The organism is Phormidium yuhuli AB48 (assembly GCF_023983615.1).
Lineage (GTDB): Bacteria > Cyanobacteriota > Cyanobacteriia > Cyanobacteriales > Geitlerinemataceae > Sodalinema > Sodalinema yuhuli.
Window position 1 is genome coordinate 1,497,846 of sequence record NZ_CP098611.1, and the last position, 26,243, is coordinate 1,524,088.

Genomic DNA, 26,243 nt, shown 5'->3' on the forward strand with positions numbered 1-26,243 from the left:
ATGGGGATAGCGTCCGTGCGCGAGATGACACGGACTTAGATGAGAGATTCTCATACCCCGTTACCACAGACCGCCTAGATCGCTTAAACCTTTTCATCTATACCTCTGAGGGAGACGTCTTAAGTGGTGTTCAGCCGGAGAAAGAGACCTGGGAGAGTCTGGGGATAGAGGTACTACTGTCCGAACCCAGGAATTTGACAACTCTAATGATTCAGACTCCTGAAGGCTATAGCGTTAGGGTTCAGACTCATCTAGATGCGGAAGCTGAGCCATCCCGCCTGGTTAGTCTGGAACAGGATTTGCCGGAGAATGGCTCCATAAGACTCGATGAGGGGGGAACTTTAGCTTTAATCAAGCGAGATCCCCTGACAGGAATGCAATTCGAGGAGTTCTTTGATGCAGATTTCTATCTGGCTAGTAACCCTGATGTGGCGAGTGGGATAGCGAACGGAGGGATGGCTGATCCTCTTACCCATTTCCAACGTCATGGCCAATTTGAGGGTCGCAATCCTAACGCTTTCTTTGATACCGCCTTCTACCTGGCCAGTAACCCCGATGTGGCGGCGGGAGTGGCCGAAGGTTGGGTTGAATCGGCGGCGAGGCATTTTATTAACTATGGACAATTCGATTGGCGATCGCCCAATCCGGCGTACAGTGATCTCGCCTATTTGGTTCGCAATCCTGAAGCCTTAGATGCTTTGGCCTCCGGAGACTTTACCACCCCCGTCGCTCATTTCTTGCAAGTGGGCCAGGCCCAGGGATTCTCAGCGGTTCCCTTTGCTTAGTTTTGCCCAAGGCCTCGCCACCGTCTGAGCGATCGCCCTAAAATCGAATAAGCTGTAGCGAGATGGTAAGGTCTTAGGAGCGTTTCAATGGTGGAACAGGAGTGGATTGATCAAGGAATCGCCCAGGCGAAGATGGGAGATTATGTTGAAGCGATCGCCGCCTTCAGCCAGGCCATTGAGGCTAACCCCATTTCGGCGATCGCCTATCGTCAGCGGGGTTTGGCCTACTACGATGCTGGACGCATTCATGATGCCATCTCCGACTACAGCCAGGCGATTAAATTACATCCCCAGGATTTCGCCGCTCATTATGGACGGGCGATCGCCCGCCTGGCCCTGAAAAACTACACCGGGGCCCTCTCCGATATCGAGGTGGCCCTACGAGTCAACGCCCAACACGCCGCCGGACAACGGTTACGGGGAACCCTCTGTCGTAAACTCGATGATATCCCCGAGGCGATCGCCAGCTTCAAGCAGGCAGCACAACTGTATCTCGATCGCAAGGATAAAGAGAATTGCCAAGCCTGTCTGACGGCGATCGCCCAAATCAAACCCCAGTCCCGACTCACCCCACCCCCATCTCCCCAAACCTCCCCCCCCACCGCCATGGCCAGCATTGGGGATATTTACGGAGAACTCCTCGATCGCATTCGTCGTGGCCAAGTCCAAAGTGCCCTGAAGGACTTAAACTGGGTTCTGCAAGCGGATGATGGAGATGCTCAGGCCCACTGCTGTCGCGGCATGGCCTATCTCAAACTCGATCAACCGGAAAATGCCCTCAAAGACTTTAATCGGACTCTAAAACTTGATCCGGACCATCCCCTGGCCCTGCGGAATCGCGGTAAAATTCGCTTCCAACTCGGGGATCATGCTGGGGGGATGGCGGACTTTGAACGAGCCTTGCAACTGAACCCCGATGAGGTGCTGATTTATGTCGCTAAAGCCAATGCCTTTCGGGATGTGGGGGATTATCAGCAGGCGATCGCCCTCTATAAACAGGCCCTGGCCCTCGATGAACACTGTGCGTCCATTTATCTCAATCGGGCCCTGGCCTATACCCGCCTCGAAGAAACCCGCCAGGCGATCGCCGACTATCAAACGGCCCTCTCTCTATTTAGCAAAGCCGACGACTGGGATAACTATAACAACACCCTCAAAAAACTAAACGGCTTGCAAGCCGGATTCTCCCGTTCCACCTCTTCCCCAACCCCCTCCACTCCCCTTAATCTCCCTCAAACTCCCTCCTCTCCCCGAAAAGAACGCTTACGGATGCTGGTGGGGGGACATTGGGAAATTGCCGAACGCTTACTCGAACAGGCACGCCGTTATTATCCCAATCAATCGGAAGAGTGGTATGTCGAAAAAGTGATTCAAGACTTAGAACGAAACTTTGAGTAGCTAGCTTAATTGTAATTTGAGTAATAAACTGGAAAATGTGACAGTTTCCAAACTGTCCTCAGGTTCTGTGTCGGAAATAATCTATCCGGAGAATGAGAGTAACGGGGCGCATACTACTGATGTAGTAAAAGCGGGGCAACACCCAGGGGTATCAACCATGAAAAGTGCGCCAGAATGCCCACGTTGTGGGAAATATAGCATTGTCCAGCAGAGTGACACCCGATGGACTTGCCTAAACTGTGGTTTCTCCAAAAACTTATCCCATCATCACAGCAATGACTCTGATGAAGAGTCTCAAGATGGGGGCTGGTTTAGTATCTTTATCTTAGTGGGGATTCTCTTAATCGTGATGGTTCAGGTTGTTGAGGGACAAGAACTTCCACAACAGCATCGGCAAATATCAACTCCCGTCGTTCCCCTCGAACAGGTGTAGTGATCAACTTATCCCAGGCATACCCGGTCAATCTATAGCAATCCTAGGGAAGGTGGGGCAAAAGAAGGCAACAGGGACAACCCACCCCCAACCCCGACCCTGGAGAAGTTCAATTGCGACAACTGGATGCCAAGCTGCGGACAGTTGATTAGAATGAGGGGGCGAGAAGAGAAAAAAGGGACGAGTTACGTCCCTTTTTTTTTACTGGGCTACTGTGAGTTTTAAGTCTTTTCAATTAGGACGTTTCTGATTGCCCTAAACTTTTTTAAATAAAGAAGAATCACCTTTCTCTTGTCTTAGTTTAAGTGTTCATCATTAACCGTAGATTGGGGTCACAGTTAGCCGCTTCACAGGCCCCAATACTCACCCAGGAACTGGTTCCATCCTGCCAATGTTCTTTCTTCCAAATGGGGGCAGTATGTTTGAGGGTATCGATGGCATACTGACAGGCTTCAAACGCCTCACTGCGATGGGGACAGCCGACAACAACTAGGACACTAATCTCTCCCACGGTTAGCTTACCAATGCGATGATGAATCACAAGGGAGCGGATTTCGGGCCAGCGTTGTTGAATCTGAGACCCAATTTGACGAAATACGTGTAAGGCCATGGGTTCGTAGGCTTGATATTCCAAATAGTTCACCTCTTGTCCGTCGGTGTTGTCTCGTACCATGCCAGTCATGATAACCATGGCACCATTGCCTGAATCATCGGCCGGTTCATAGGCATCCCTTAGAGTCAGAGGGGCAAATTGGATGGCAAAATTGGTTTTCATAGCAAGATGACAGGACATTATGAACGTCGGTAGTTGAACCAGGCTTGCTGGAAATGGGTTTGGCGGGGATGGGTTGTTTGCCAGTGATGATGCCACAGTTGCAAGAACGCAGCAAAAAGATCCTCGTCTGGGGGGGGGATCTTGGCGAGGGCCTCAATGGGGGCTTTCTGTCGCATCAACAGGGCGATCGCCTGAATCCACTGAGGGGCCCCATCCCCTAGGCTATGGGCCCCGAGAAGTTGTCCTGAGGGGCTGACAAGGAGTTTGGCAAATCCTGAGAGAAGACCCCGCCGTTGGCTTGATTCGAGTTGATAGAGAGGTACGGACAAGCTGATGAAGCCATCGCCAAATTGATCTTGGGCTTGAGGGGAGGTCAAGCCGACGGCGGCGATGGGGGGGACAGTGGCGATCGCCCGGGGGACAGTGCTGTACTCAAGGGAACGCCGACGGAATCTCAGCCCATTGTGGGTCACAACTTGCGCTTCATATCGCTCCAAGGGGCGATCGCAGTAGCCCCCCAAGATGGAACCACAGGCGTAGAGATGGGGTTGGCTGGTTTCTAAGCTGGGGCTGGTTTTAAGGGTGTTTTTGTACCATTTTATTGGTAATTTGTCAAGTCCAATTCCACTTAAATCTCCACCCCAGGGGGGAGCGAGAATCAGGGCTTGAGTTTCTAGGGCTTGATGTCCGGCTTGCAGCCAAATCTGACCGTCAATGTCACGAACTTGGCTAACGGGGGTCGCGGTATGGACCTCAACCCCGGCCGCTTCCAGGTGAGCTTGAAGGAGTTGCCCTAATTGGGGATCTTCTTGGGGTAAGAGCTGGGATTGGCTCAGTAGAAGTTGCACGGAACATCCCAGACGGGCCAGGTGTTGTGCGAGAACCATTCCCTGGGGATCTGAACCAACGATAAGGAGTTGCCCGGGGAGGGGCTGGGTGAAAAGGGGCTCTAAGTTGTTCAAGTTGTAGTGGGGAACCGTCTCGATGCCGTGAATGCCGCAGGACTGAGGCGTGGGAGAGGGAGCCAGGAGATAACGGCGCGATCGCAACTCCCGAACCCGGGGAGTTAGGTGCTGTTCCTTGAGGCGTATCTGTAACTGGGGCTGGCAGTCAAACGCGCCTTGACCGAAGATGACATCGACGCCTTGCTGGGCCAGGGTGGCAGGAGATCGGAGAATGGCGAGATTTTCTGCCTGTTCCTGAGCGACGCGCCAAATCTCAGCTAAGTCAGTCCCCGAGGGCTGTTGCTGAAGTTGAACTAAAGCCAACTCACTGCACAGGCGTTGCCGATCTGTTCCCCCTGGAGGTAAGACCCAAGCCACCCGCGCCCCCCATTGTGCCGCGAGGGAGACAGAATGAACGGCAGCATCACTCTCTCCAAGTACCAACCAATCATAGTCAACTGCCATGATCCTATCCCCCTTGAGTCGCCCGCCAGTCTTGGGCTAATTGCTGAATTTGAGCTTGTTCTGTAGGGGAGATGCGCTGGAGATGGCTTAACATTAAGTTCATACGTCCGAGGCCTTTGAGGCGATCGCGGTGTCGGAAGAGGAAGTCCCAATAGAAGATATTAAAGGGACAGGCATTGTCGTTGCTGCGGGAGCGGCGATCGTAGGAACAGCTTTGACAGTAATCACTCATTTTATGGATATAGTTAGCGGAGGCGGCATAGGGTTTAGTGGCTAAGCGTCCCCCATCAGCAAACAAGCCCATCCCCAAAACATTAGGTTGCATCACCCAATCATAGCCATCAATAAAGGCCGCGTGAAACCAGGCTTCTACCGCTTGCGGGGACAGGCCGGCAATGGTGGCAAAGTTGGCCAAAATCATTAAGCGTTGGATATGGTGGGCATAGCCGCTACGTTCAACTTGTTTCAGAACCTGATGTAGACAATTGAGATCCGTTTTGTCGGCATCCCAGAAAAACTCGGGAAGGGGGGTGTGATGGTCGAACCAGTTGCTCTGGCTATAGTCGGGACCAAAATAGAGATAGAGTCCCCGCATATATTCCCGCCAGCCGAGGATTTGTCGGATAAACCCTTCCACACTCGCGATGGGCAGATTTCTCTCGCGGTAGGCAGTTTCAGCGGCGCGGATGACTTCTAACGGCTGAAGGAGGCCCAGATTGAGATAGGGGGAGAGTAGAGAATGCCATAGGGTTTCCTCCCCCGTTATCATGGCATCTTGATAGGGGCCAAATTGGGGCAGGTGTTCTTGGAGGAAATCATCTAGGACGGCCAAGGCTTGCGATCGCGTTACGGCCCAAGTAAAGCCCTCGATATCCCCATAATCCCCCTCTTGAGAGATCTGTTTAACCTGTTGTACCACCGCCTGGGTCACGTTATCGGGGGCAAAACTTAGGGGTTTGGGAGGCTGTAACTCTCCTTTAGGGGGTTGACGGTTTTGTTTATCATAGTTCCAGGTTCCCCCTTCGGGTTCCTTGCCATTCATCAACACCTGAAAGCGTTTACGACTTTCCCGATAGAAAGATTCTAACAGTAGGGATTTGCGGGAACTGGCCCAATCAACAAACTCCGTTTGACTCCAAAGAAAGAGGGGATTATCCAGGAAAGTTAGGGGACAGGGAAGTTCCAGGCTTTCCAGAATCTGTTTAAACGGGAAGTCTTCCGGCTCCATGAGCCAGACCTGTTCGAGGCGATAGCGTTGAATCCAAGCCTTCAAGGGTTGAGTAAAGGTATCCTCCGTGCAATAGGTGACATCCCAGCCTGCCTGAGTGAGTTCAGCGGCGAAGTGACGCATGGCCGACCAAACCAGCACCAGTTTTTGGCGATGATAGGGGCGATCGCGGGCAAAATCTAGGGACTCAATGAAGAGAACTGGGGGACGAGGGGATAGAGTGAACTGCTGTAACGCAGGATGGGCGAACGAGAGTTGATTACCAAGAATCCAAATACCAGGGGTCATGGCGAGGAGCCAGCGGAGAGAAACATCCTGGCCAGGATACCCTGATCAACTGGTTCCGGGGGGAATTATACCGATGATACCGTTGTTTCTCCGTAGAATTGCTAGACTAACCAACAGTTCCTCATGGGCGAGCGATCGCCGGGGGTGCAAACGACTCACGTTACCCGTTCAGTGTTATCCGTATGTCTGAGGCTTCCCAACTTCACCCCATGCCAGCTAACCCTAGCCTAGAGCAGTCGACGACCCGTTGGCAGTCCCTACGGCAGATGATATTACAACCGAACATCTTGGCGATCGCCATTTCCTTGGGACTCCATGGAGCCGTAGCTGCCGCCCTGCCGCTGATGGGGGTCAATCAAGAGTCGGAAGGGGAGCGCATTCTCGATAGTAACGTCGTCGAACTGAGCGCCGATGAATTAGCCTTTTTTGCCCCCTCAGCCACTCAAGAGTTTGGAGCTGGATTAGGCTTTAATTTTGAGCGAGAATCTCATTCCACAACCCCCCCCTCTCTCTCCAATAGAGCCACCTTTCCCCCGCCCCCCCCAAGTAGCTCTGGGGAACATAGCCGCTCCTCACTTGAGCAACGCTGGAGTGATTGGGATGATACAACCTCCTCCCCACCTCCCATGAGTCAGCGGTATAATCCCTACAGGTCTGCTAGACCGGAGCGCTCTGCCGAGAACAGTGATGAGTCCCGGGCTTACTATGAACATCAGATAGAACAACTGCGGCGCAATAGGACTCCCCCTCCAGATGACTCAGCCGAGACAGACACGGGGTTGAGTGAACGGGAACATTTAGAAGAGAAAAAAATGGCCGCGTCCTCCGAGCCGTCTGATGCCGACGTAGGAGTGTACGAAGCAGTTGAAGAAGACCCCGGTGACAGCGGAGAGATGGCCCAGGCCTACGGTCCCTCGGTTGAGCAGATGGCTCCATTGCATCAGTGGCGACGGTCGCTTTTGGATGCCAATCCTGATTTAGGCGGGGAACTCCCCGTTGTAACTGGACGAGATCCCCAAGTCTTTGAGATCCGGTTACCCCACCTACCTGCATATCAAGAGTTTGCGGGAGATTCTGTGTCTGTAGGGGTTCTGGTGAGTCCTGAAGGAGAGGTCCAGGAGATCCGACCCTTATCTGACTTATCGGCAAATAAGCAGCTAATCTTCCCACTACTCCTCAATGAAGCCTTTAATCACTATCAGGGATTCCGGAGCTCTGAACAGTTTCAAATCTATTGGTTCTCCGTTCAATTTCTCCCAGCAACCCGATCAGAGGAAGTCGAACAACCGGATTTAGAACCCGAACCTGACGCAGTCAGCGACCCTGAAGCGGAAACATTCACATCGGCTCAGGACTTGGAAAAAGTCCGGCGCTATCTTCTGCCCCTAAAGCTCGGGGAAGCGGCTCAAGGGCGTTTGGGCGCGTGGCTTGATGATATCGAAGTCCGTTGGAGCTTACCCGAGGAGCCTTCCCTATTGATTAAACAGGACATCCCTACCTCAGAGTTAGATGAACCCCAACGCCTAGCCTTTGCCATCCTAGTGGATGAATCTGGCAACCTCCGAGAGCCAGAACCATATCCCTTGCAATGGACGGAGAATGAGCAATTAAATCACTATGCTCAGCAGGTCTTAGCAGAGAGCTTGGCTCAAGGAGAGTTAGAACTGCCAGCCTTGGGGGAGGTTGTTGCTGATGTAGTGGTGGTTGACCTGATTCCCACCGACAGCGCCTCACCGGCGATCGATTCGTCCTCCTTACCTGTGCAAGCCCCTGAATCGTCCCTGAAATAGTAGGGGCCAGGAACATTGCATGGCCTCGCGAATTGGCACTTGGAGTCCCCATCTAGATTTGGTATAATCATGAGGGTGCCTTCATCTAACTCTAGCGCCATTGTCCAACTCTATCGGGGTTGATACCTTATGCCTTTGCAACATCTCCCCAATTCCATCCACCGCTTTCGTGCCCACCTAAGAACCCTTTCTAACCCTTCCATTTGGCTCTCCATTATGGGGGTGATGCTAATCTTGGGCGTAGCCTGGGAATATGTTGACCGGCGTGGCGTTCGTCAAGCCATGGCGGACTTTTCCTTGGATGCGTTCAATACCGATGACGACCCTTCAAGATGGCGGGGGGAAATTTCCGGGGAAGATGCTCGCATGGCTGCGGATATCGATAGTTCCGACGTCTTACAGCAAATTATCTCCCAACAGGGAACTCCAGTTCCGGTAGCCCAAACCCAGTCCGACTCAGAGCGGCAGAACAACATCAGCCGCATTCTGGAGATTCTAGCGAATCCCGAAGCAGCGGCGTCTTCTCCACAGGGGAATACTGAGGGAGATACAAGGGCCTCCAATAACACCGCCTCGTCAGAATCAAATCTATTTCTTCAGGGTTTGGGGTTGGATGACAGCTCGAGCTCATCTTCATCGAGAAGCCGGCCTCAAGAGTCAGAGAACGGGACGTTGAATCAGTTTTTAGCTTCAGTCAATGGAGATTCTTCCTCTCCAGCGGTGCCTCAGCTGACCCCGATGGAACAGGGGTTCCAACAGTTAGCGAATCCCCGAACCAGTTTTTTAGGACTCATGCAACCCCTCTCCAGTTCACAGCCAGCTCAGGAGCGGGAGTTACAGGAGCGTGAGGCCCGTAGCAATGGCCGTAATGGGTCTGAAACTGAAGGGGTCCGGGCTGATGGCCGAGCCACATCGGCGGAAACGTTACCTGCCTTCGCCATGCCCGTTCCTCCAGCGGGGACACAAACAGTCCAACCCCAGTTGGAAACGGGAGTATCTACCTTTACAGGCTATCCCTACAATCCCAACCAAGTCCCAGGTATGGTTCCCCAAGCTGGCATGGCCACGCCTCAGGGGTCTATGAATCACGACTTTAATCCGGGGATCTCGGGAAACCCTCATAATGGCTATCGTCGGCCAACCCATATTAACCCCGGAGCGCAACAGGACTTCGGTTTCGGGAATCATGGGGTTGACCCCAGTGGCCAGATGAGTGGCCAGATGGGAGGCCGTCGGACGACGGGCTCCGTTAATCCCTATCAGGGAACTCCCGGTGATGTTTTAAATCCCAATGGGGCAGTATTTCGGGGTTCGATTCCCGAAGGGGATATGGGGTCTCCCAATGGCTTGATGACCGGGACACCCGAGACTCAGGAGAGCCTACGCAATCAACAGCCTGAGCCGTTTTCAGTCCCTCGTACTCCTCCGGGGCGCTCCATTGGTGGGGGACGGATTAATACCTTTGCCAATCCTTAAAATGAGTTAGGCGGCATTGGGGGCCAGATGGCCCCCAAGGGGTTTAACGGCTTTTAGTCGTCAAAATGGGCGATGATAGCATGGGCGAACTCGGAACATTTCAGGGGTTTAACGGCGGGTTCTAAGAGACGTGCTAAGTCATAGGTAACTTCACCGTTAGAAATGGCGGCCCCGAGTCCTTTTTGGATCAGTTCGGCGGCTTCATTCCATCCCATATATTCCAACATCATCACGCTAGAGAGGATGACGGAACCTGGGTTGATGCGGTCGAGTCCGGCATGTTTGGGAGCGGTTCCGTGGGTGGCTTCAAAGATGGCACAGGTATCACCAATGTTGGCTCCTGGGGCCATTCCTAAGCCTCCAACAATAGCAGCAGCAGCGTCAGAGAGGTAGTCTCCATTGAGGTTCATGGTGGCCAAGATGGAGTATTCGGCTGGGCGAGTTTGGATTTGTTGGAAGATACTATCAGCGATGCGATCGTTGACCATAATTTTCTCCTTCCACTTTCCGTTTCCGTGAGTCTCCCAAATGGACTCCAGAACAGCTTTAACTTCCTCACAGGCTTCAGCTTTTTTCTCGGGAGTGAGGGAGTTGTACCCGGGTTCAAGTTTACGAGCGTTATCTTCTAGGCTGATGTCAGGATTGGATTCTTTGTTGCTGAGAATCCAGGATTCCCGTTCCGTGACGCACTCATCACGAAACTCAGTGGTGGCGAGTTCATACCCCCAGACGCGGAATGCGCCTTCGGTGTATTTCATGATGTTGCCTTTGTGAACTAGGGTCACCATCTGTTTTTCTTTGGGAAGTCGCAAGGCGTGTTTGATAGCCCGACGCACTAACCGTTGAGATCCGAGTTTACTAATGGGTTTAATGCCAATTCCTGAGTCGAGAGGAATTTGTTTTTTTCCATGTTCAGGGGTGGCGGGAATTAACTCTTCGTTGAGTTGTTTGATGAGTTGGTTGGCAATGTCGCTTCCTTGGGCCCATTCAATCCCCAGATAAATATCTTCGGTGTTTTCCCGGTAAACGATGACATCAAGTTTTTCGGGACTTTTGTGGGGGGAGGGAGTTCCCAGATAGTATTTACAGGGACGAACGCAGGCGTAGAGGTCGTTAATTTGGCGCAAGGCCACGTTGAGGGAGCGAATCCCACCACCGATGGGGGTCGTCAGAGGACCTTTGATGGCGATTCCATACTCGCGGATGGCTTGTAGGGTATCTTCGGGGAGATATTGAAATTGCCCATAGTGTTCGCAGGCTTCGTCTCCGGCGTAGATTTTGAACCAGCTAATGTGGCGTTTGTCGCCGTAGGCCTTGGTGACGGCGGCGTCAATGACGTTCTGGGTGGCGGGCCAGATATCCACACCCGTGCCGTCTCCCCGGATGAAGGGAATAATCGGGTTATCGGGAACGACGGGTTCCCCATCTTTGAAGGTGACTTTTTCGCCGCTGGTGGGAGGGGCAATTTTTTCGTACATTTCTATCTCCTTGTTATCTTCTGGTTGATACAGTTCCCTTGAGATTGAAGATCTAGCTGACCCTGATGGGACTGGTTATGGGTCAGGGGCTATGGGTTGAAGATCGTCTTAGCTTACCATAGCTGGCTTGTCGGGAGGACTTGCTGGTTTCAGGTAGGTTGGATAATGTTATGGATTCAGGAGATTAGTCTTGGGAGTGGAATGGGTAAGTTTTAAGGCTGTTGAGTGGGGAGACTCAGCTCAGTCGGCTAGTAGAAAGATGGTGTAATTGTGAGTCCTGGAAACCTATTCATCTTTCCAGGACTGGGGGAGGAATTTCTCTTTTGGTAGGGGTTAAGGATGGGTCACGTTCCTAAGATAGGGCATCAATTAGGATAGATGAAGTGGGCCCAAAGGTCGCCATCTCGGCCGCATTTATCCAATAGGAAGCCATTGGGATAGAATAAGCGGGCTCCATTAGTATCTCGATAACCGGTTAAGGCATTGCCCCAGGGGTCATTAACAATTAGGCCTGAGGGGGTGTAGCCAATTACCGTGACCACGTGACCGGTGGCGGTGAAATAGCCGGGTAAGACCACCGGACGACCTTCGGCAATCTCTTTGTCAATTTCCGCCCAACGCCGTCGGGTACTGAAGTTGGTGCGGAAGCCATAGGCCCGAATCACCGCTGACAAGGCCCCGTGGTCCGTTTGCCCACCAATGCCGTAACGGCGTACAATCCATTGGAATAACTCATCCGAGAGGAGTCGCCGCACGGTGGGCCGGACTCCGTAGTAGTACAACACCATCGCTGCCGAGGTGGGGTTACAGGTGGCCCAGGAATACTCGGGGTTGTCCCGTTGGGAGAAGTAGGGCACATTCAATTCTTTACGACTCGGAAGCTGGGCTGGGGGTGGGGCGGGCGGGGCTGGGGGTGGGAACAGTTCAATCCCATCGGCCCCCCGTCGGACCCAAACATGGTCAGCAAAGAGATAGCCGGTGTTGCCATATCCGGGCAATTCCTCGGTTAAGGCGACTCGCACATGGTTGGACTCGGGATGGGTTTGGTAACTGTTAACCCCATAGACTCGTCCCAGGGGTAGGGTTGTGCGATCGTTGCTGCTGAGTTCGCCGCTGGGGACGGGACGGCGTTTGAGGACGGTTTGTTGACGCATGGTCACCGTCAGGGCTTGTGGGTCGTAGGGGAGGGATTTGCCATCGCGAATCAATTCCACATGTTGCCAGAAGAGGTAGCCAATATTGCCAAATCCGGGGATGGATTCTGTTAGGGTGACTCGGAAGTGACCGGCGATAGAAGCGTAGCCGCGAATGGCAAAGGCTTGTCCTTTGAGGAGACGGGCTTTGACGTTGGCGGGGAGGGTGGATGCCGGTTCGGTGGAGGTTTTGATGTAGGTGTTGTGGGTGACGAGGAGTTGGGCCTGGGCGGGAACCTCGGGCAGATTGCTGACTTGGAAGACGAAGGGGCGATCGCCCTTACGCAATTCTACATGGGGTTCAAAGAGATAACCGAAGCGGCCGATGGGGTTGAGGGGTTGCGTCAGGCGAACTTGCAGATGGCCATCAATATAGGCGTACTGTTCCACCTGGACTTCTAAATCCCCTTGCAGTTGCAGTTTTTGACTATTCTCAAGACTGGCACTATCTCGCGGGGCGACTTTAAACCAGGTTTGGCGACGAGTTTTTAGGGTTAGGGGTTCGCCGAGGGTTTCGGAGTCGGTGGTGACGGTGATATAGAGAATTTGGTTGTGGACGGTGGCCCCGTTGGCATTGGTTCCCCGCAACCGTAGCCAACGCAGGCCTTCATCCTGAAAGCCATTGTTGAGTCTCACCTGCCAGGTTCCTTGACTGGCGTTGAGGGTGACGGGGAGGGAGAAACGGTCTTCGGCGACTACGGAGATGGAGGTGACTTGGTTGCGATCGAAGCGGCCGGTGAGGGTGGTTGGGGTTCTGACGAGAACTTCTGTGGGACCGGTGTAGTTGAGGGTGGGGGCAATGAGGAAGGGGCGGCCCGTCTTTTGAAATTCAACAAAGTCGGGGGAGACATAGCCGCTTTGACCGAAGCCGGGGAAATTCTCGGTCAGGGTCAGTTTGAGATAGCTGGCTTCCCATTCATAGCGTCTGACTCCATAGATGTTCGTTGCCCGAAGTGTGACTTTCTCGGAGTCGGAGAGGGTGGCACTATCGGCGGGCCGTCTCTTGAAGTGGGTTTCCCGCAGGATGGTCATCACCACTTGGTCTGGGTCGAAGGCTAACCAGGTGGAGTCTTGGTTGATGCGGACATGGAGGTTATAGAGGAAGCCGCTGTTACCGAAGCCGGGAATGGCCATGTCATCGACGAGGGTGACGCGGTAATGACCACTGACACAGGCGTAACCCCGGATGAAGAAGACTTGTCCTTTGAGGAGTTCGGCTTGCTGGCCCGGGGAGAGGAGGGCGGAACTCTCGGGGATTTGCTTGATTCGGGTGTCATGGGTGACCCAGAGGAGGAGGGTCCCGGAGGGGGGTTCTGGGAGACGGTTTTCGCTGAAGTAGAAGGGTAAACCGCCTACTTCAAGCCGGGTGTGGGGTTCGTAGAGATAGCCGAAGCTGCCGACGGGCGATCGCCGCGATTCGAGTTCCACTCCCAGATGATTCCCGTCGAGAGTGTAGCGACGCAGACGCAGGGTTTCTCCGGCTTCGAGGCGGATTTTTTGATGGTCTGCTAACTCACTGCTTTGGATTGGGGCGGCTTTAAACCAGGTGCGTTGACTTAGGGTGAGTTGGAGGTCGTCAGCTTCAATGAGGGGTTTTGGGCTGACGGTGACGTAGAAGGTGCGATCGCCCACCACCTGATCAGCCCCATTGGTTCCCTTAAGGCGAAACCAACGAATCCCGGCTTGATTGAAGCCATTGTTAAGATGAACTCGCCACAGTCCCTCACTGGGGTTGACGGTGACGGGGAGGGAGAAGCGATCTTCTGCCGCAACGGAGACTTTGGCAATTTGTTGAGGGTCATAGGTTCCCTCCAACACCGTCGGCGTGTTGATGAGGACTTGTTGGGGACTGAGATAGGTTAAAACACCCATAGGGAAAGGGGAAGAATCAAAGGCTGGCTACATTTTAACGCCGGATTCTTCCCCTTTTGTGAAAATGGTCTCTGGTGTTAGCGAATCCCTGGGGAATTGGTCCAGGGGTAACGTTTAACGGATGAGTCTAGGAGACGCTGCTGAGAACGTCTTTGGCATGGTTGGCGGTATCGACTTTATCGAAGACTTTGATGATTTTGCCTTCAGCGTCGATGATGTAGGTGACGCGCTTGGAGTAGCCCCCGCCTTCGACGTCATAAGCCCGAGTCACGGTTCCATCGGGATCGGCCACCAGTTGGAAGGGGAGGCCATATTTCTCGGTGAATTGTTGGTGAGAGGCTGAGTCATCCATGCTCACCCCTAAGACCACCATATCTTTGCCTTGGATTTCGCTATAGGCGTCGCGGAATCCTTGGGCTTCTTTGGTGCAACCGGGGGTGTCATCTTTGGGGTAGAAGTACAAGACCACGGTTTTACCTTTGAACTGAGACAGGGTAATGGTGTCTCCGTTGGTGTCTTTGGCGGTGAAGTCGGGGGCGGTGGAGCCAACAGCGAGAGTCATATGGGGATCTCCTTACATTTCTTCATATATCTGTTGGTATCCTAACATTGTTGACGGGTTGGGGAACAAGGGGGGGAATGCCGATTAGCGTTCGACGATTTGAATCATGGTGGATAGGGCGGCCATCTGGTCAACGTTAATGGCATTGCGGGCTGTGCGGACTTGAATATCGCCCCGGGTTTGGCGATCGATATCCCTGAGCAGGTTCTCCGCTACATCCAGAGAGTCCTCATCCCGCAAGGAGATGGGAGCGCGGCTGGGAACGTTGGTCTCCTCAGCAATGCGCTGAATGCCTCGTAGGACATCTCGTAGGGGACGAGTGCTGGCAATGGTCAGGATTTCCACATAGCCCCGGCCCGTGAGACAGAGGTGAAAGTCATTACTGGGATTGCGGCAATAGTCCTGTTGGGGATTGCGGGGTCTCTCATGTTCAGGAGCGGTTAGGGATTCACCTGAGGCCAGGCGAGAGGCTTCTTCTGGGGAATTCCAATCGTTGGGATAGAGGACGGTAATGCGACCACTACTGCCGATGGCCAGGAGGCTGATATAGAGGTCGCGATCTTCGTGATTGGTCACGTGAATCAGCACTTCTGACCCGGAGGGGAGGCTATTGAGGTCATGGTCTTGGTGTTGGATGACTAAATCACGACTGCCACGAGTCCCGCCACGGGCGAGGGTTTGATTACTTTGGGCTACTTCGATTTGAACGTCTAAGTTGAGGTTGGAGGTGTCACTATTGAGGACGGAGCCGAGAATCTGTCCGGCTAGGAGGAGTTGGAAGCGGGGAACCAGACGGTTGACGGCGCCGGCGATGGATTCGTTGGGGTGGCCGAAGCTTTGGGGGATGGGCATCAGGCCGCGGGTGAAGAGGCCGATGCTGCCGAGTTGGGAGATGTCCTGTAACTGGTTTTCAAAGGCGACGCTTTGGGCGGTACGGGTCATGCGGCCGATGAGAAAGTGGGGGGTTTTGTCGTCGTCGAGGGGGAGGGGGTCCACGTTGCGAACTTGCTGGAGGCGCGATCGCATCTCATCCAGGTCATCCTCTAGGGAGGGGTCGAGGCCCAAACGCAGGGTCAAATCTGGGGGAACGCCTCGCACCTGTTCCCGCAGTAGCAGTCCTGCCCGGGGGAGCGATCGCGCCTCACCTTGGACGATGCCATAGCCCCGCAACCCTTGCCGTCGCGTCTGTTCAATTTCTGCCAGTTTCTGCCCTTGGGCATCAATGGCGGCAAAGACGGCTCCCTCTTCAAAGGCATCTAAACTCTGGGAGGACACTCCCCCGAGCCAGAAACTGATTTCCCCATTCTCTTCTCCCAAGATGACGGCTTCTGCCGGTGGGGTTTGGGGGTTGAGGAAATAGAGGGGTTGTTGCTCATGAGTACTGCCTGGGGCCACGGCAAAGACGGGGGCCTGTTGAATCCCGGAACTGTTCGCCACATCCCGGGCGCTGCGGGATAAATCCACAAAGACCCGTTCTAGGGGCAAACTTCCCGGCTGTTGCCACAAATAGCGAGTCAGGCTATAGGTAAAGGCTCCGGCGAAGAAGTGACCCGCACCGCGACCGAAGGAGGCATCAGCGGCGAGTTGATTGGCTTGAGCGGAACCGATAGCCACTCCTTTGGCGATACCTTGGCTGCGTCGCTGTTTCAACTCTGGGGCAGACCAGTCCAGACGACTCATCCAGGTCTCTTGAGTGATGAGTTCTTGCTCACTGGGGTCAGGATAGCCATCACCGAAGCGAGATTCCAGGGCGCGGAAGCGGATATCGCCTCGGGTTCCGCCCCCGGAATGGCAACTATCGAGGATGACGGTGACCTGGTCTGTGTTCAGGGCGGACATGAGCATAAATAGGGTTTTGCCCATAATGTCATCGGCGTGGCTCACCTGGGGATAGGGACGACCATCATAGGGAACCATAGTGCCGTTGTAGCCTTGAACGCCCTGATAGCGAGGGTCTTGGGGGAGAGAAATTGGGTCAGGGTCACGAACGAGGGCCCCATGACCGGAGAAGTGAAACACCACCACATCTCCCGGTTGAGCCTGGTCGATGAGGTGGGATTCAAAGGCATCGAGGAGGTTAGCACGGCTGGCGTTTTCATCAGTGAGGGTGAGGATATCCTGGGGATTAAAGCCAAAGCGATGCACCAGTAACTCCCGTTGCATCTCCACATCCGTGACGCAGCCTTTTAGGGGAGCAATGCCTAGGGGGTAGCTGTTAATGCCCACCAAGAGGGCTAACTTGCGGGAGGTGGGTTGAGCGAGGACTCGCTTGAGGCGATCGCCCTGCCGAGCGATATCCCAATGACTGAGGGCGATCGCTCCCAACGCCCCACCAGCTCCCTGAAGAAAATAACGACGTTTCATAATTGACCTCTCCAATACCCGTAATGGGCGATCGTTGTTGAATAAAACCCATCACCGTAGGGGCAAAAAATCCCCTCCAGGGAGGGGTGCCCGAAGGGCGGGGTGGGTCTTCGGGCTGTCAGTACTCACCTCAACCCACCCCGAGCCAATCCCGGGGAAACTCAATTAGCCTCAATCCATCGGCGTCCACTGCCCCGAAAACAGGAACGACGCCCAATAATAGGGATGCGCCCCTCGACTGAGCCAGTCCAACTGCACCTCCCGCAACGCCTCACTCCGTCCCTCCCCGGCCAACAACCGTTGATAATAATCCCCCATCAAATCGGCCGTCTCCTCATCCGCCACCTTCCACAAACTCATCAACTGACTCTCGGCCCCGGCCATCACAAAGGCTCGCCGCAAGCCATAAACCCCCTCACCATTGGCCACATCCCCCACTCCCGTCTCACAAGCACTCATCACCACCAAACGAGTCCCCCGCAAATCCAACCCCACGGCTTCGAGAGCCGTCAACACTCCATCTTCTCCCTCACTGTCGCGGCTATTAAACCCAGCAAATGCCAGACCTGAGCGCAACAGAGGATTCTCACTACTGCGGGGACGGTCACTGGGAGGAGGGGCAAAACTCCCGAACCCTTCCGCTGTAACTAACTCAATCTCCCCCCGAGTGAAATCCGTCAGAGGCTGAGGGGGTACAAACTCCACATCCTGGAGAAAGAAACCATGAGTCGCTAAATGGAGAATACTGGGAGCCTGAACCTGTTTGAGAGCATTTTCCGTCGCCTCCGCTTCCGTGAGAACAATGGGATTGTCCAGCAGGGGAGCAATGGCCTCCACCTCCCGCTGAGTTCCTGGTAGTTCTCCAAACCGTAAATCCTCTATCTCCATTGACCGTTGAGACTCGCCCCGAGTCGCCTGTGCCACCTGCGTCACCCCAGAGGTATCGGCATCATCATAATTAGGATTGGCAAATAACACTGGCGGTTGACGACTGGGGCGAGGGTTTTGCAGTCGTAACAAGTCCCGTCCCGTGGTCAAATGAGTCAACTGATAGGATTCCACCAAATAGCGATTCTCCTCATCCACCAGTGCGGCAAAGGGAATTAAGTTCAGTTGACCATCTGGGGAGAGGAGTAGATGAGTGGCATCTCCGAGGAGAGGACGAATAGGAGCCATCAGCAACTCATCGAGTTGTCGTCCTGTGGTTTGGACTCGTTGCTCGGAGTTGGGGACACGAGTGGCGTTGAGGAAGGCAAAGGCGGCATTGTCGATGGTTTCGGCATCTCCTAAGTCTACCCACCGGGGGGCACCGGAGGCGTGGAGGATATAGGCGGCGTAGCGGGGCGGTTCCCGACGTCTTTCAGACCAGTTTATGGGATGATATTGAACCAGTTCCACCAATGCTGCATCATTGGGAATCAATGCCTGAACTGCCTCAATTTCCACCGGTTCTGTTGCCACTCGGAACTCGGCACTACGACGAGATAGGTCATCTTCCAACTGTTCCACCTGTTGACGGAGGGTGTCTATCTCGGCGCGATAGAGGTCAGGGTCTTGGTTCCCTAAACCGGCATAGAGGCGAGTCGCCAGTTGAGTTTGGGCGTTGGTGTACTCGTCCAGAAGGGGGGCTAGTTCAGGGCTGAGGTTATCTCGTAGGAGTTGTTGCGTCTCGGTCACGGCATCGAGGATGCGTCCTTTGCGGCGCAGGACTGTGGTTAGGGCAAGACGTGCAGCCTCGGGATGGTCTAGGGCATCTTGGAGATGGAGTGAGAGAGTTTGATGAGTTGTGTTGGATAAGGTAGCGATATAGGCTTGTTTACGGGCTTCTGAGCCAATAGCGAGATTCTGGGCTAGGTTGGATTCTTCAATCTGTAAGCCTCGTTGGAGAAAACTTAAACTTTGCGATGTGTCCTCTTGGACTTGGTAGAGTGCTGCCAAATTGTTGAGGCTCGTAGCGACAAGGGGGTGAGACTCTCCCAGGGCGGTTTCATAAATTTCCAGGGAGCGGAGGAAGAGAGGTTCGGCGGCATGATAGTTTCCCTGGTCACGGTAGAGTCCAGCCAAATTGTTAAGGCTCGTAGCGACAAGGGGGTGAGACTCTCCCAGGGCGGTTTCAGAAATTTCCAGGGAGCGGAGGAAGAGAGGTTCGGCGGCATGATAGTTTCCCTGGTCACGGTAGAGTACTGCCAAATTATTGAGGCTGGAGGCGACATCAGGGTGAGACTCTCCCAGGGCGGTTTCTCGGATTTCCAGGGAGCGGAGGTAGAGGGGTTCGGCGGCATCATAGTTTCCCTGGTTACTGTAGAGTGCAGCCAAATTATTGAGGCTGGAGGCGACATCAGGGTGAGACTCTCCCAGGGCGGTTTCTCGGATTTCCAGGGAGCGGAGGAAGAGAGGTTCGGCGGCATCATAGTTTCCCTGGGCGTGGTAGAGTCCTGCCAAATTATTGAGGCTTTGGGCAACATGGGGGGGAGACTCTCCCAGGGCGGTTTCTCGGATTTCCAGGGAGCGGAGGTAGAGAGGTTCGGCGGCATCATAGTTTCCCTGGTTACTGTAGAGTTCTGCCAAATTATTGAGGCTGGAGGCGACATTTGGGTGAGACTCTCCCAGGGCGGTTTCTAGGATTTCCAGGACCCGGAGGTAGAGAGGTTCGGCGGCATCATAGTTTCCCTGGTTTCCGTAGAGTAGAGCCAAGTTATTGAGGCTTTGGGCAACATGGGGGTGAGACTCTCCCAGGGCGGTTTCTCGGATTTCCAGGGAGCGGAGGAAGAGAGGTTCGGCGGCATGATAGTTTCCCTGGTTACGGTAGAGTTCTGCCAAATTATTGAGGCTGGTGGCGACAAGGGGGTGAAACTCTCCCAGGGCGGTTTCCGAGATTTCCAGGGAGCGGAGGAAGAGAGGTTCGGCGGCATGATAGTTTCCCTGGTTTCCGTAGAGTTCTGCCAAATTATTGAGGCTGGTGGCGACATGGGGGTGAGACTCTCCCAGGGCAGTTTCTAGGATTTCCAGGGAGCGGAGGAAGAGAGGTTCAGCGGCACTATAGTTTCCTTGGTCACGGTAGAGTGCAGCCAAATTATTGAGGCTGGTGGCGACATGGGGGTGAGACTCTCCCAGGGCAGTTTCTCGGATTTCTAGCGCCCGTTGTGCCAAAGGTATGGCCTCTTCGTAACGACCTTCTTCGTATAGTTGTAATACCTGCTGATTAAGACCATTCGCCTCTTCTAATAACTCAGCTCGTTCAAAGTCAGATGCGGGTGCTGGCCTTACGGTCAGTTGATAGTCACCGATTTCTTGCCCTTCTGTTGATGTCGTGGCAATGTGATATGTACCCGTCATGGGTAAGACTACAACTATTCGAGCATGTGTGGCGTCACCCTCATAAAAGTAAAAGTCCGGGTCAATCCAATTAAATTCAGACTCTAGTTCAATGCCTAAGTAGAGAACAGAATCAAAAGTTTCACTAATTAAGTCAATAACCAACGGTTGTCCTTCAGTCCCATCAAAGACATGGATATTAAAATATCTGCCATCATCAGCAACATTGCTAGTTTCATCCAATCGTCCCCGGATATCAATAGGTTCAAAGTCCCGATTGACCGATGATTGAACCACTCGCTGAGGTTCCTCGGCTAAAGCCGAGGAGACTCGTGGTAAGCCTAACCCCAATGTGGTCAATAGCCCCAACGTCAGCAGATGTCGCGATAGGTGCATGGGTCGAACCCTCCTGGATGTGATGGGAGTTTCTCCGGTCAGCTGCCACAACCCCCGGATGATTCCTACGAGTTTATACTGATTAGATAGATTTCTGGAAGCTCCGGGCTTATTCAGCCTGGCCCAGTCAGAATGTCGCCCAAAACTGTTCAATGCCAGCCAATGACCCCCCGAATCCCTATCCAGGAAGTCTTGGCCCCTCCGTCAAGGATAAAACCGCCAAAGATGTGACGGTAGTACCCTTGACGAAATCAAGAAAATATGGTATCAAATAAGCCCTCCCCGCCTTCCCCGCTCTTGAGCCACATTCGATAATCCCTCCTCATTGCCCTGAATCTCGTATAAACGGGCCGCCTCCTCAAAACTGTCTCGTGAGGCCCTCAAGTTAAAGAAGCGTCGATGGGCAATCCCCAGACGATAGTGAGCATCAGCGAAATTGGGATCTAGCTCAATAACTCGTTGATAATCGGGAACCGCAGCCGGGGCGTTGCCGGCCTCTTCCTGGGCTACACCACGGGCAAAGTATTGTAGAACATCGTCGGGATTGAGTGCGATCGCCCGTGTAAAGTCGGCGATCGCCTCACCATACTGTTCCAGTTGGAAATGTGCCAACCCCCGGTTATAGTAACTGGCAAAAATCCCCGGTTCAAGACGAATGGCCTGAGTGTAATCACGAATCGCCAGGTCAAACTCCTCAGCCACAGAGTAAACCACACCCCGTCCAAAGAAAGCCTGAACATTGCGAGGATTAGAGCGAATGGCTTGGGTAAAGTCTCCAATCGCGTTCAACTCATCCCGTATCGCTAAGTGCGCCCGACCCCGATTGGTGTAGTAGATTGAATCCCGAGCTGGGTCTATCGTGAGGGCGATGGTAAAGGCCCGAATCGCATCATCTTGTCGTCCCAAGCGGTACAACGCTTCACCCCGTTGATTATGAGCCAGCGCATTTTGAGGATTTTGCAACAGAGCTTGCTCACTCTCCGCAATCAGCTGCTCAGCATTAGCCACATCCTCACGGGTTAAAAAGTCATCTGGTTCGAGTCGGATCTCACTCTCTAAAACAATCGACAAAGCCGCCCCATCCCGTAAAATGAGCGCCCCATCACTAATATTTTGCACTTGAATATCCGCGAAAGAGACCCCATCTGGCAAAAGGATTTTATCGCTCCCGGTTGTGAAATCAGTAATCACATCCCGGTTTTGCGGAGCATCAGGCAGAATAAACCGATTCGAGCCACCGCCCCCAGTCAGAGTATCAATGCCCTCGCCGCCCGAGAGAACATCATTTCCCGGCCCGCCGGTCAGAGTATCATTGCCAGCACCGCCGAAAATCACATTATCACCAGCACCGCCAATCAGAGAGTCATCCCCAGCACCGCCAATAATTGTGTCATCCCCCGGCCCACCGAAGACAATCCGTCCGACATCATTATTTTCAAAATAGTTATTCCCATCCACCAGATAGACTGCATCGGTCAGAGGGGAACTCTGGAGGCGATCGAGTTGGTCGGGCGGCAGGTCAGCCATGATAATGACATCATCCCCAAATGTCGCAAATGCCACATCGAGGCCATCCTGAGTCGTGATATTCAGAACCATCGGCAATACTCCCTAAAAGTTTCTACTGAGTATATATAGTTCTGGGGCCTGAGAGCTTATTCACTTTTCCGTAAAATCATCCATAGGCGTCCATTGCCCCGAAAACAGGAACGACGCCCAAAAATAGGGATGCTTCCCTCGACCGAGCCAGTCCAACTGCACCTCCCGCAAGGCCTCACTCCGTCCCTCCCCAGCCAACAACCGTTGATAATAATCCCCCATCAAATCCGCCGTCTCCTCATCCGCCACCTTCCATAAACTCATCAACTGACTCTCGGCCCCGGCCATCACAAAGGCTCGCCGCAAGCCATAAACCCCCTCACCATTAGCCACATCCCCCACTCCCGTCTCACAAGCACTCATCACCACCAAACGAGTCCCCCGCAAATCCAACCCCACGGCTTCGAGAGCCGTCAACACTCCATCTTCTCCCTCACTGTCGCGGCTATTAAACCCGGCAAATGCCAGCCCCGAACGCAGCAGAGGATTCTCACTACTGGTAGGACGGTCACTGGGAGGAGCAGCCAAACCCCCGAACCCTCCCCCTGTCACTAACTCAATCTCCCCCCGAGTGAAATCCGTCCTAGGCTGAGGGGGTACAAACTCCACATCCTGGAGAAAGAAACCATGAGTCGCTAAATGGAGAATACTGGGAGCCTGAACCTGTTTGAGAGCATTTTCCGTCGCCTCCGCCTCCGTGAGAACGATGGGATTCTCCAGCAGAGGTGCGATCGCCTCCACCTCCCGCTGAGTTCCTGGTAGTTCTTCAAACTGTAAATCCTCTATCTCCATTGACCGTTGAGACTCTCCCCGAGTCGCCTGTGCCACCTGCATCACCGCAGAGGTATCGGCATCATCATAATTAGGATTGGCAAACAACACCGGGGGTTGACGACTGGGACGGGGATATTGCAGTCGTAACAAGTCCCGTCCCGTGGTCAAATGAGTTAACTGATAGGATTGCACCAGATAACGATTCTCCTCATCCACCAGTGCGGCAAAGGGAATCAAGTTGAGTTGACCATCTGGGGACAGGAGTAGATGAGTGGCATCTCCGAGTAGAGGACGAATGGGAGCCATCAGCAACTCATCGAGTTGTCGTCCCGTGGTTTGGACTCGTTGCTCGGAGTTGGGGACGCGAGTGGCGTTGAGGAAGGCAAAAGCGGCATGGTCGATGGTTTCGGCATCTCCTAAGTCCACCCACTGGGGGTCGCCGGAGGCATGGAGGATATAGGCGGCGTAGCGAGGTTTTCCCCAACCTTGAGACCAGGAACGATATTGCACCAGTTCTACCAACGCCGCATCGGTAGGAATCAGGGCCTGAACTGCCTCGATTTCCACCGGTTCCGTAGCCACTCGGAACTCAGCACTGCGACGAGATAAGTCATTTTCTAACTGTTCCATCCGTTGACGGAGGGTGTCTATCTCGGTGCGATAAATGTCAGGGTCTTGGTCACCCAAACCGGCATAGAGGCGATTCGCCAGTTGAGTTTGGGCGTTGGTGTACTCGTCCAGAAGCGGAGCCAGTTCGGGGCTGAGGTTATCTCGTAGAAGTTGTTGTGTCTCGGTGACGGCATCGAGGATGCGTCCTTTGCGGCGTAGGACTGTGGTTAGAGCCAGACGAGCTGCCTCGGGATGGTTGGGGGCATCTTGGAGATGGAGAGAAAGAGTTTGGTAAGTTGTGCCGGTTAGGGTGGCAACATAGGCTTGTTTTCGGGCTTCTGAGCCGATGGCGAGATTCTGGGCTAGGTTAGTTTCTTCAATTTCTAGGCCCCGTTGCAGGAAACTCAGGCTTTGGGATGTATTTCCTTGGGCTTGGTGGAGATTTGCTAAACTATTGAGGCTTAGGGCGACATGGGGGTGAGACTCTCCCAGGGCAGTTTCTCGGATTTCCAGGGACTGGAGGTAGAGAGGTTCGGCGGCATCATAGTTTCCCTGGTCACGGTAGAGTCCTGCCAAATTATTGAGGCTAGTGGCAACATCAGGGTGAGACTTTCCCAGGGCGGTTTCAGAAATTTCCAGGGACTGGAGGTAGAGAGGTTCGGCGGCATCATAGTTTCCCTGGTCACGGTAGAGTACTGCCAAATTATTGAGGCTGGTGGCGACATGGGGGTGAGACTCTCCCAGAGCGGTTTCTCGGATTTCCAGGGAGCGGAGGAAGAGAGGTTCGGCGGCATCATAGTTTCCCTGATCTTGGTAGAGTGATGCCAAATTACCGAGGCTGGTAGCGACAAGGGGGTGAGACTCTCCCAGGGCGGTTTCCCAGATGTCCAGGGAGCGGAGGAAGAGAGGTTCGGCGGCATCATAGTTTCCCTGGTTACGGTAGAGTTCAGCCAAATTATTGAGGCTTTGGGCGACATCAGGGTGAGACTCTCCCAGGGCGGTTTCTCGGATTTCCAGAGACCGGAGGTAGAGAGGTTCGGCGGCATCATAGTTTCCCTGGTTCCAGTAGAGTAGAGCCAAATTATTGAGGCTGGTGGCAACATCTGGATGAGACTCTCCCAGGGCGGTTTCATAGATTTCCAGGGAGCGGAGGAAGAGAGGTTCGGCGGCATCATAGTTTCCCTGGTCAAGGTAGAGTGATGCCAAATTACCGAGGCTGGTAGCGACAAGGGGGTGAGACTCTCCCAGGGCGGTTTCCCAGATGTCCAGGGAGCGGAGGAAGAGAGGTTCGGCGGCATCATAGTTTCCCTGGTTACGGTAGAGTTCAGCCAAATTATTGAGGCTTTGGGCGACATCAGGGTGAGACTCTCCCAGGGCGGTTTCTCGGATTTCCAGAGACCGGAGGTAGAGAGCTTCGGCGGCATCATAGTTTCCCTGGTTACGGTAGAGTTCAGCCAAATTATTGAGGCTTTGGGCGACAAGGGGGTGAGACTCTCCCAGGGCGGTTTCATAAATTTCCAGGGAGCGGAGGAAGAGAGGTTCGGCGGCATCATAGTTTCCCTGGTTCCAGTAGAGTGCTGCCAAATTATTGAGGCTGGTGGCGACAGAGGGGTGAGACTCTCCCAGGGCGGTTTCTCGGATTTCTAGGGAGCGGAGGAGGAGAGATTCGGCAGCATCATAGTTTCCCTGGTCAAGGTAGAGTGCTGCCAAATTATTGAGGCTAAGGGCGACAAGGGGGTGAGACTCTCCCAGAGCGGTTTCCGAGATTTCCAGGGAGCGGAGGAGGAGAGATTCGGCAGCATCATAGTTTCCCTGGTTACGGTAGAGTTCAGCCAAATTATTGAGGCTTTGGGCGACATCAGGGTGAGACTCTCCTAGCTCCATTTCTCGGATTTCTAGTACCCGTTGTGCCAAGGGTATGGCTTCTTGGTAACGACCTTCTTCGTATAACTGCAAAACCTGTTGGTTCAAATGATAGGCTTCCTCCAATAACCTCGTTTCCTCATCCTCAGCAGCCGTGGCGGGGCGAACTGTCAGATGATAGTTTCCCCTGTCTCCTGGTTGATGGCCATAAACCACAACCCCATAACCACCAGTCCTCGGTAATTCAACCCGCAGCGTTTCTTCACCTGTATTTCTCTCCTCGGGGTGGGGGTCAATGATATTTCGCTCCCAATCCACAACCACCCACCCAGCATTGACATCATGGCTGACCAATTCAACGACTAGGACATCTCCAGCAGTTCCCTGAAAGGGGTAAATATCGAAAAGACGACCATCAGCCCCCACTTCGCTGTTGTCGTCTAATCTACCCTCAATCACTAGAGGCAATTCCTGGATTTCCAGTAAGGACTGGGCTTGTAAGGAGTCTCGGGACAAGTGCCTGGGGGTCACTCCTGCCCAAACGTCCGGGGTTCCCCAGGTTAGCCAAAGCCCTAGGAGGATGAATAGCTGCCGCTGCCACTGTCTGGTCATCAGGGTTTCCTCGTTTTGCTGAAC

The 26,243-nt window shown here is 53.7% G+C and carries 15 protein-coding genes; 5 read left to right on the top strand and 10 right to left on the bottom strand.

The genetic code is table 11. The annotated features are described in order from the left end of the window. Positions 1-206: 206 nt before the first annotated feature. The 3 genes from NEA10_RS06480 to NEA10_RS06490 all read left to right on the top strand — a co-directional run bounded on the left by NEA10_RS06480 (position 207) and on the right by NEA10_RS06490 (position 2,616). On the top strand, positions 207-785 hold the full coding sequence (locus tag NEA10_RS06480) for a hypothetical protein (protein WP_252664522.1): 579 nt from the start codon (positions 207-209) through the stop codon (positions 783-785). Positions 786-872: 87 nt separating this feature from the next. Then, positions 873-2,183 carry a tetratricopeptide repeat protein gene (locus tag NEA10_RS06485; protein ID WP_252664523.1) on the top strand — a complete coding sequence of 437 codons (1,311 nt, stop codon included), beginning with the start codon at positions 873-875 and terminating at the stop codon, positions 2,181-2,183. A gap of 157 nt (positions 2,184-2,340) precedes the next feature. After that, on the top strand, positions 2,341-2,616 hold the full coding sequence (locus tag NEA10_RS06490; protein WP_252664524.1) for a hypothetical protein: 276 nt from the start codon (positions 2,341-2,343) through the stop codon (positions 2,614-2,616). A gap of 301 nt (positions 2,617-2,917) precedes the next feature. Here NEA10_RS06490 and NEA10_RS06495 read toward each other — a convergent pair whose 3' ends face one another. Genes NEA10_RS06495 through NEA10_RS06505 form a run of 3 tightly spaced genes read right to left on the bottom strand, consistent with a single transcriptional unit; the run spans position 2,918 to position 6,316 of the window. Beyond that, entirely contained in the window at positions 2,918-3,391 is a 474-nt protein-coding gene (locus NEA10_RS06495; protein ID WP_252664525.1) for a molybdenum cofactor biosynthesis protein MoaE, read from the bottom strand. 17 nt (positions 3,392-3,408) lie between these two features. Beyond that, positions 3,409-4,800, bottom strand: coding sequence for an FAD-dependent oxidoreductase (locus NEA10_RS06500; protein ID WP_252664526.1), 1,392 nt, complete (start codon positions 4,798-4,800; stop codon positions 3,409-3,411). A 4-nt stretch (positions 4,801-4,804) separates the two neighbouring features. After that, on the bottom strand, positions 4,805-6,316 hold the full coding sequence (locus NEA10_RS06505) for a cryptochrome/photolyase family protein (RefSeq protein WP_252664527.1): 1,512 nt from the start codon (positions 6,314-6,316) through the stop codon (positions 4,805-4,807). A gap of 182 nt (positions 6,317-6,498) precedes the next feature. Here NEA10_RS06505 and NEA10_RS06510 point away from each other — a divergent pair, with 182 nt between their 5' ends. Both NEA10_RS06510 and NEA10_RS06515 read left to right on the top strand, forming a co-directional pair. Continuing rightward, on the top strand, positions 6,499-8,106 hold the full coding sequence (locus tag NEA10_RS06510; protein WP_252664528.1) for a hypothetical protein: 1,608 nt from the start codon (positions 6,499-6,501) through the stop codon (positions 8,104-8,106). A gap of 129 nt (positions 8,107-8,235) precedes the next feature. Beyond that, the gene (locus tag NEA10_RS06515) at positions 8,236-9,582 is read left to right on the top strand and encodes a hypothetical protein (RefSeq protein WP_252664529.1); all 1,347 of its coding nucleotides are present in this window, start codon (positions 8,236-8,238) and stop codon (positions 9,580-9,582) included. A gap of 53 nt (positions 9,583-9,635) precedes the next feature. On the opposite strand, the gene NEA10_RS06520 is transcribed toward NEA10_RS06515, so the two are convergent. The 7 genes from NEA10_RS06520 to NEA10_RS06550 all read right to left on the bottom strand — a co-directional run bounded on the left by NEA10_RS06520 (position 9,636) and on the right by NEA10_RS06550 (position 26,219). Then, entirely contained in the window at positions 9,636-11,060 is a 1,425-nt protein-coding gene (locus tag NEA10_RS06520) for an NADP-dependent isocitrate dehydrogenase (RefSeq protein WP_252664530.1), read from the bottom strand. A gap of 365 nt (positions 11,061-11,425) precedes the next feature. Beyond that, entirely contained in the window at positions 11,426-14,125 is a 2,700-nt protein-coding gene (locus tag NEA10_RS06525; RefSeq protein WP_252664531.1) for a C39 family peptidase, read from the bottom strand. 127 nt (positions 14,126-14,252) lie between these two features. Next, positions 14,253-14,687: a peroxiredoxin gene (locus tag NEA10_RS06530; RefSeq protein ID WP_252664532.1), complete on the bottom strand. Its 435-nt coding sequence runs from the start codon at positions 14,685-14,687 to the stop codon at positions 14,253-14,255. Positions 14,688-14,771: 84 nt separating this feature from the next. Beyond that, complete coding sequence (locus NEA10_RS06535; RefSeq protein WP_252664533.1) at positions 14,772-17,051, bottom strand: caspase family protein; 2,280 nt, start codon at positions 17,049-17,051, stop codon at positions 14,772-14,774. Between the two features lie 171 nt (positions 17,052-17,222). Continuing rightward, complete coding sequence (locus NEA10_RS06540; protein WP_252664534.1) at positions 17,223-20,762, bottom strand: CHAT domain-containing tetratricopeptide repeat protein; 3,540 nt, start codon at positions 20,760-20,762, stop codon at positions 17,223-17,225. A 267-nt stretch (positions 20,763-21,029) separates the two neighbouring features. Next, the gene (locus tag NEA10_RS06545) at positions 21,030-22,361 is read right to left on the bottom strand and encodes a tetratricopeptide repeat protein (protein WP_252664535.1); all 1,332 of its coding nucleotides are present in this window, start codon (positions 22,359-22,361) and stop codon (positions 21,030-21,032) included. Between the two features lie 60 nt (positions 22,362-22,421). Further along, a complete protein-coding gene (locus tag NEA10_RS06550) occupies positions 22,422-26,219 on the bottom strand; it encodes a tetratricopeptide repeat protein (RefSeq protein ID WP_252664536.1) in 3,798 nt (1,265 codons plus the stop codon). Between the last annotated feature and the right edge of the window lie 24 nt (positions 26,220-26,243).

Coding starts and splice junctions, on each gene's coding strand:
- NEA10_RS06480 (WP_252664522.1), top strand. CDS start 207: ATGATTCAGACTCCTGAAGGCTATAGCGTTAGGGTTCAGACTCATCTA.
- NEA10_RS06485 (WP_252664523.1), top strand. CDS start 873: ATGGTGGAACAGGAGTGGATTGATCAAGGAATCGCCCAGGCGAAGATG.
- NEA10_RS06490 (WP_252664524.1), top strand. CDS start 2,341: ATGAAAAGTGCGCCAGAATGCCCACGTTGTGGGAAATATAGCATTGTC.
- NEA10_RS06495 (WP_252664525.1), bottom strand. CDS start 3,391: ATGAAAACCAATTTTGCCATCCAATTTGCCCCTCTGACTCTAAGGGAT.
- NEA10_RS06500 (WP_252664526.1), bottom strand. CDS start 4,800: ATGGCAGTTGACTATGATTGGTTGGTACTTGGAGAGAGTGATGCTGCC.
- NEA10_RS06505 (WP_252664527.1), bottom strand. CDS start 6,316: ATGACCCCTGGTATTTGGATTCTTGGTAATCAACTCTCGTTCGCCCAT.
- NEA10_RS06510 (WP_252664528.1), top strand. CDS start 6,499: ATGTCTGAGGCTTCCCAACTTCACCCCATGCCAGCTAACCCTAGCCTA.
- NEA10_RS06515 (WP_252664529.1), top strand. CDS start 8,236: ATGCCTTTGCAACATCTCCCCAATTCCATCCACCGCTTTCGTGCCCAC.
- NEA10_RS06520 (WP_252664530.1), bottom strand. CDS start 11,060: ATGTACGAAAAAATTGCCCCTCCCACCAGCGGCGAAAAAGTCACCTTC.
- NEA10_RS06525 (WP_252664531.1), bottom strand. CDS start 14,125: ATGGGTGTTTTAACCTATCTCAGTCCCCAACAAGTCCTCATCAACACG.
- NEA10_RS06530 (WP_252664532.1), bottom strand. CDS start 14,687: ATGACTCTCGCTGTTGGCTCCACCGCCCCCGACTTCACCGCCAAAGAC.
- NEA10_RS06535 (WP_252664533.1), bottom strand. CDS start 17,051: ATGAAACGTCGTTATTTTCTTCAGGGAGCTGGTGGGGCGTTGGGAGCG.
- NEA10_RS06540 (WP_252664534.1), bottom strand. CDS start 20,762: ATGCACCTATCGCGACATCTGCTGACGTTGGGGCTATTGACCACATTG.
- NEA10_RS06545 (WP_252664535.1), bottom strand. CDS start 22,361: ATGGTTCTGAATATCACGACTCAGGATGGCCTCGATGTGGCATTTGCG.
- NEA10_RS06550 (WP_252664536.1), bottom strand. CDS start 26,219: ATGACCAGACAGTGGCAGCGGCAGCTATTCATCCTCCTAGGGCTTTGG.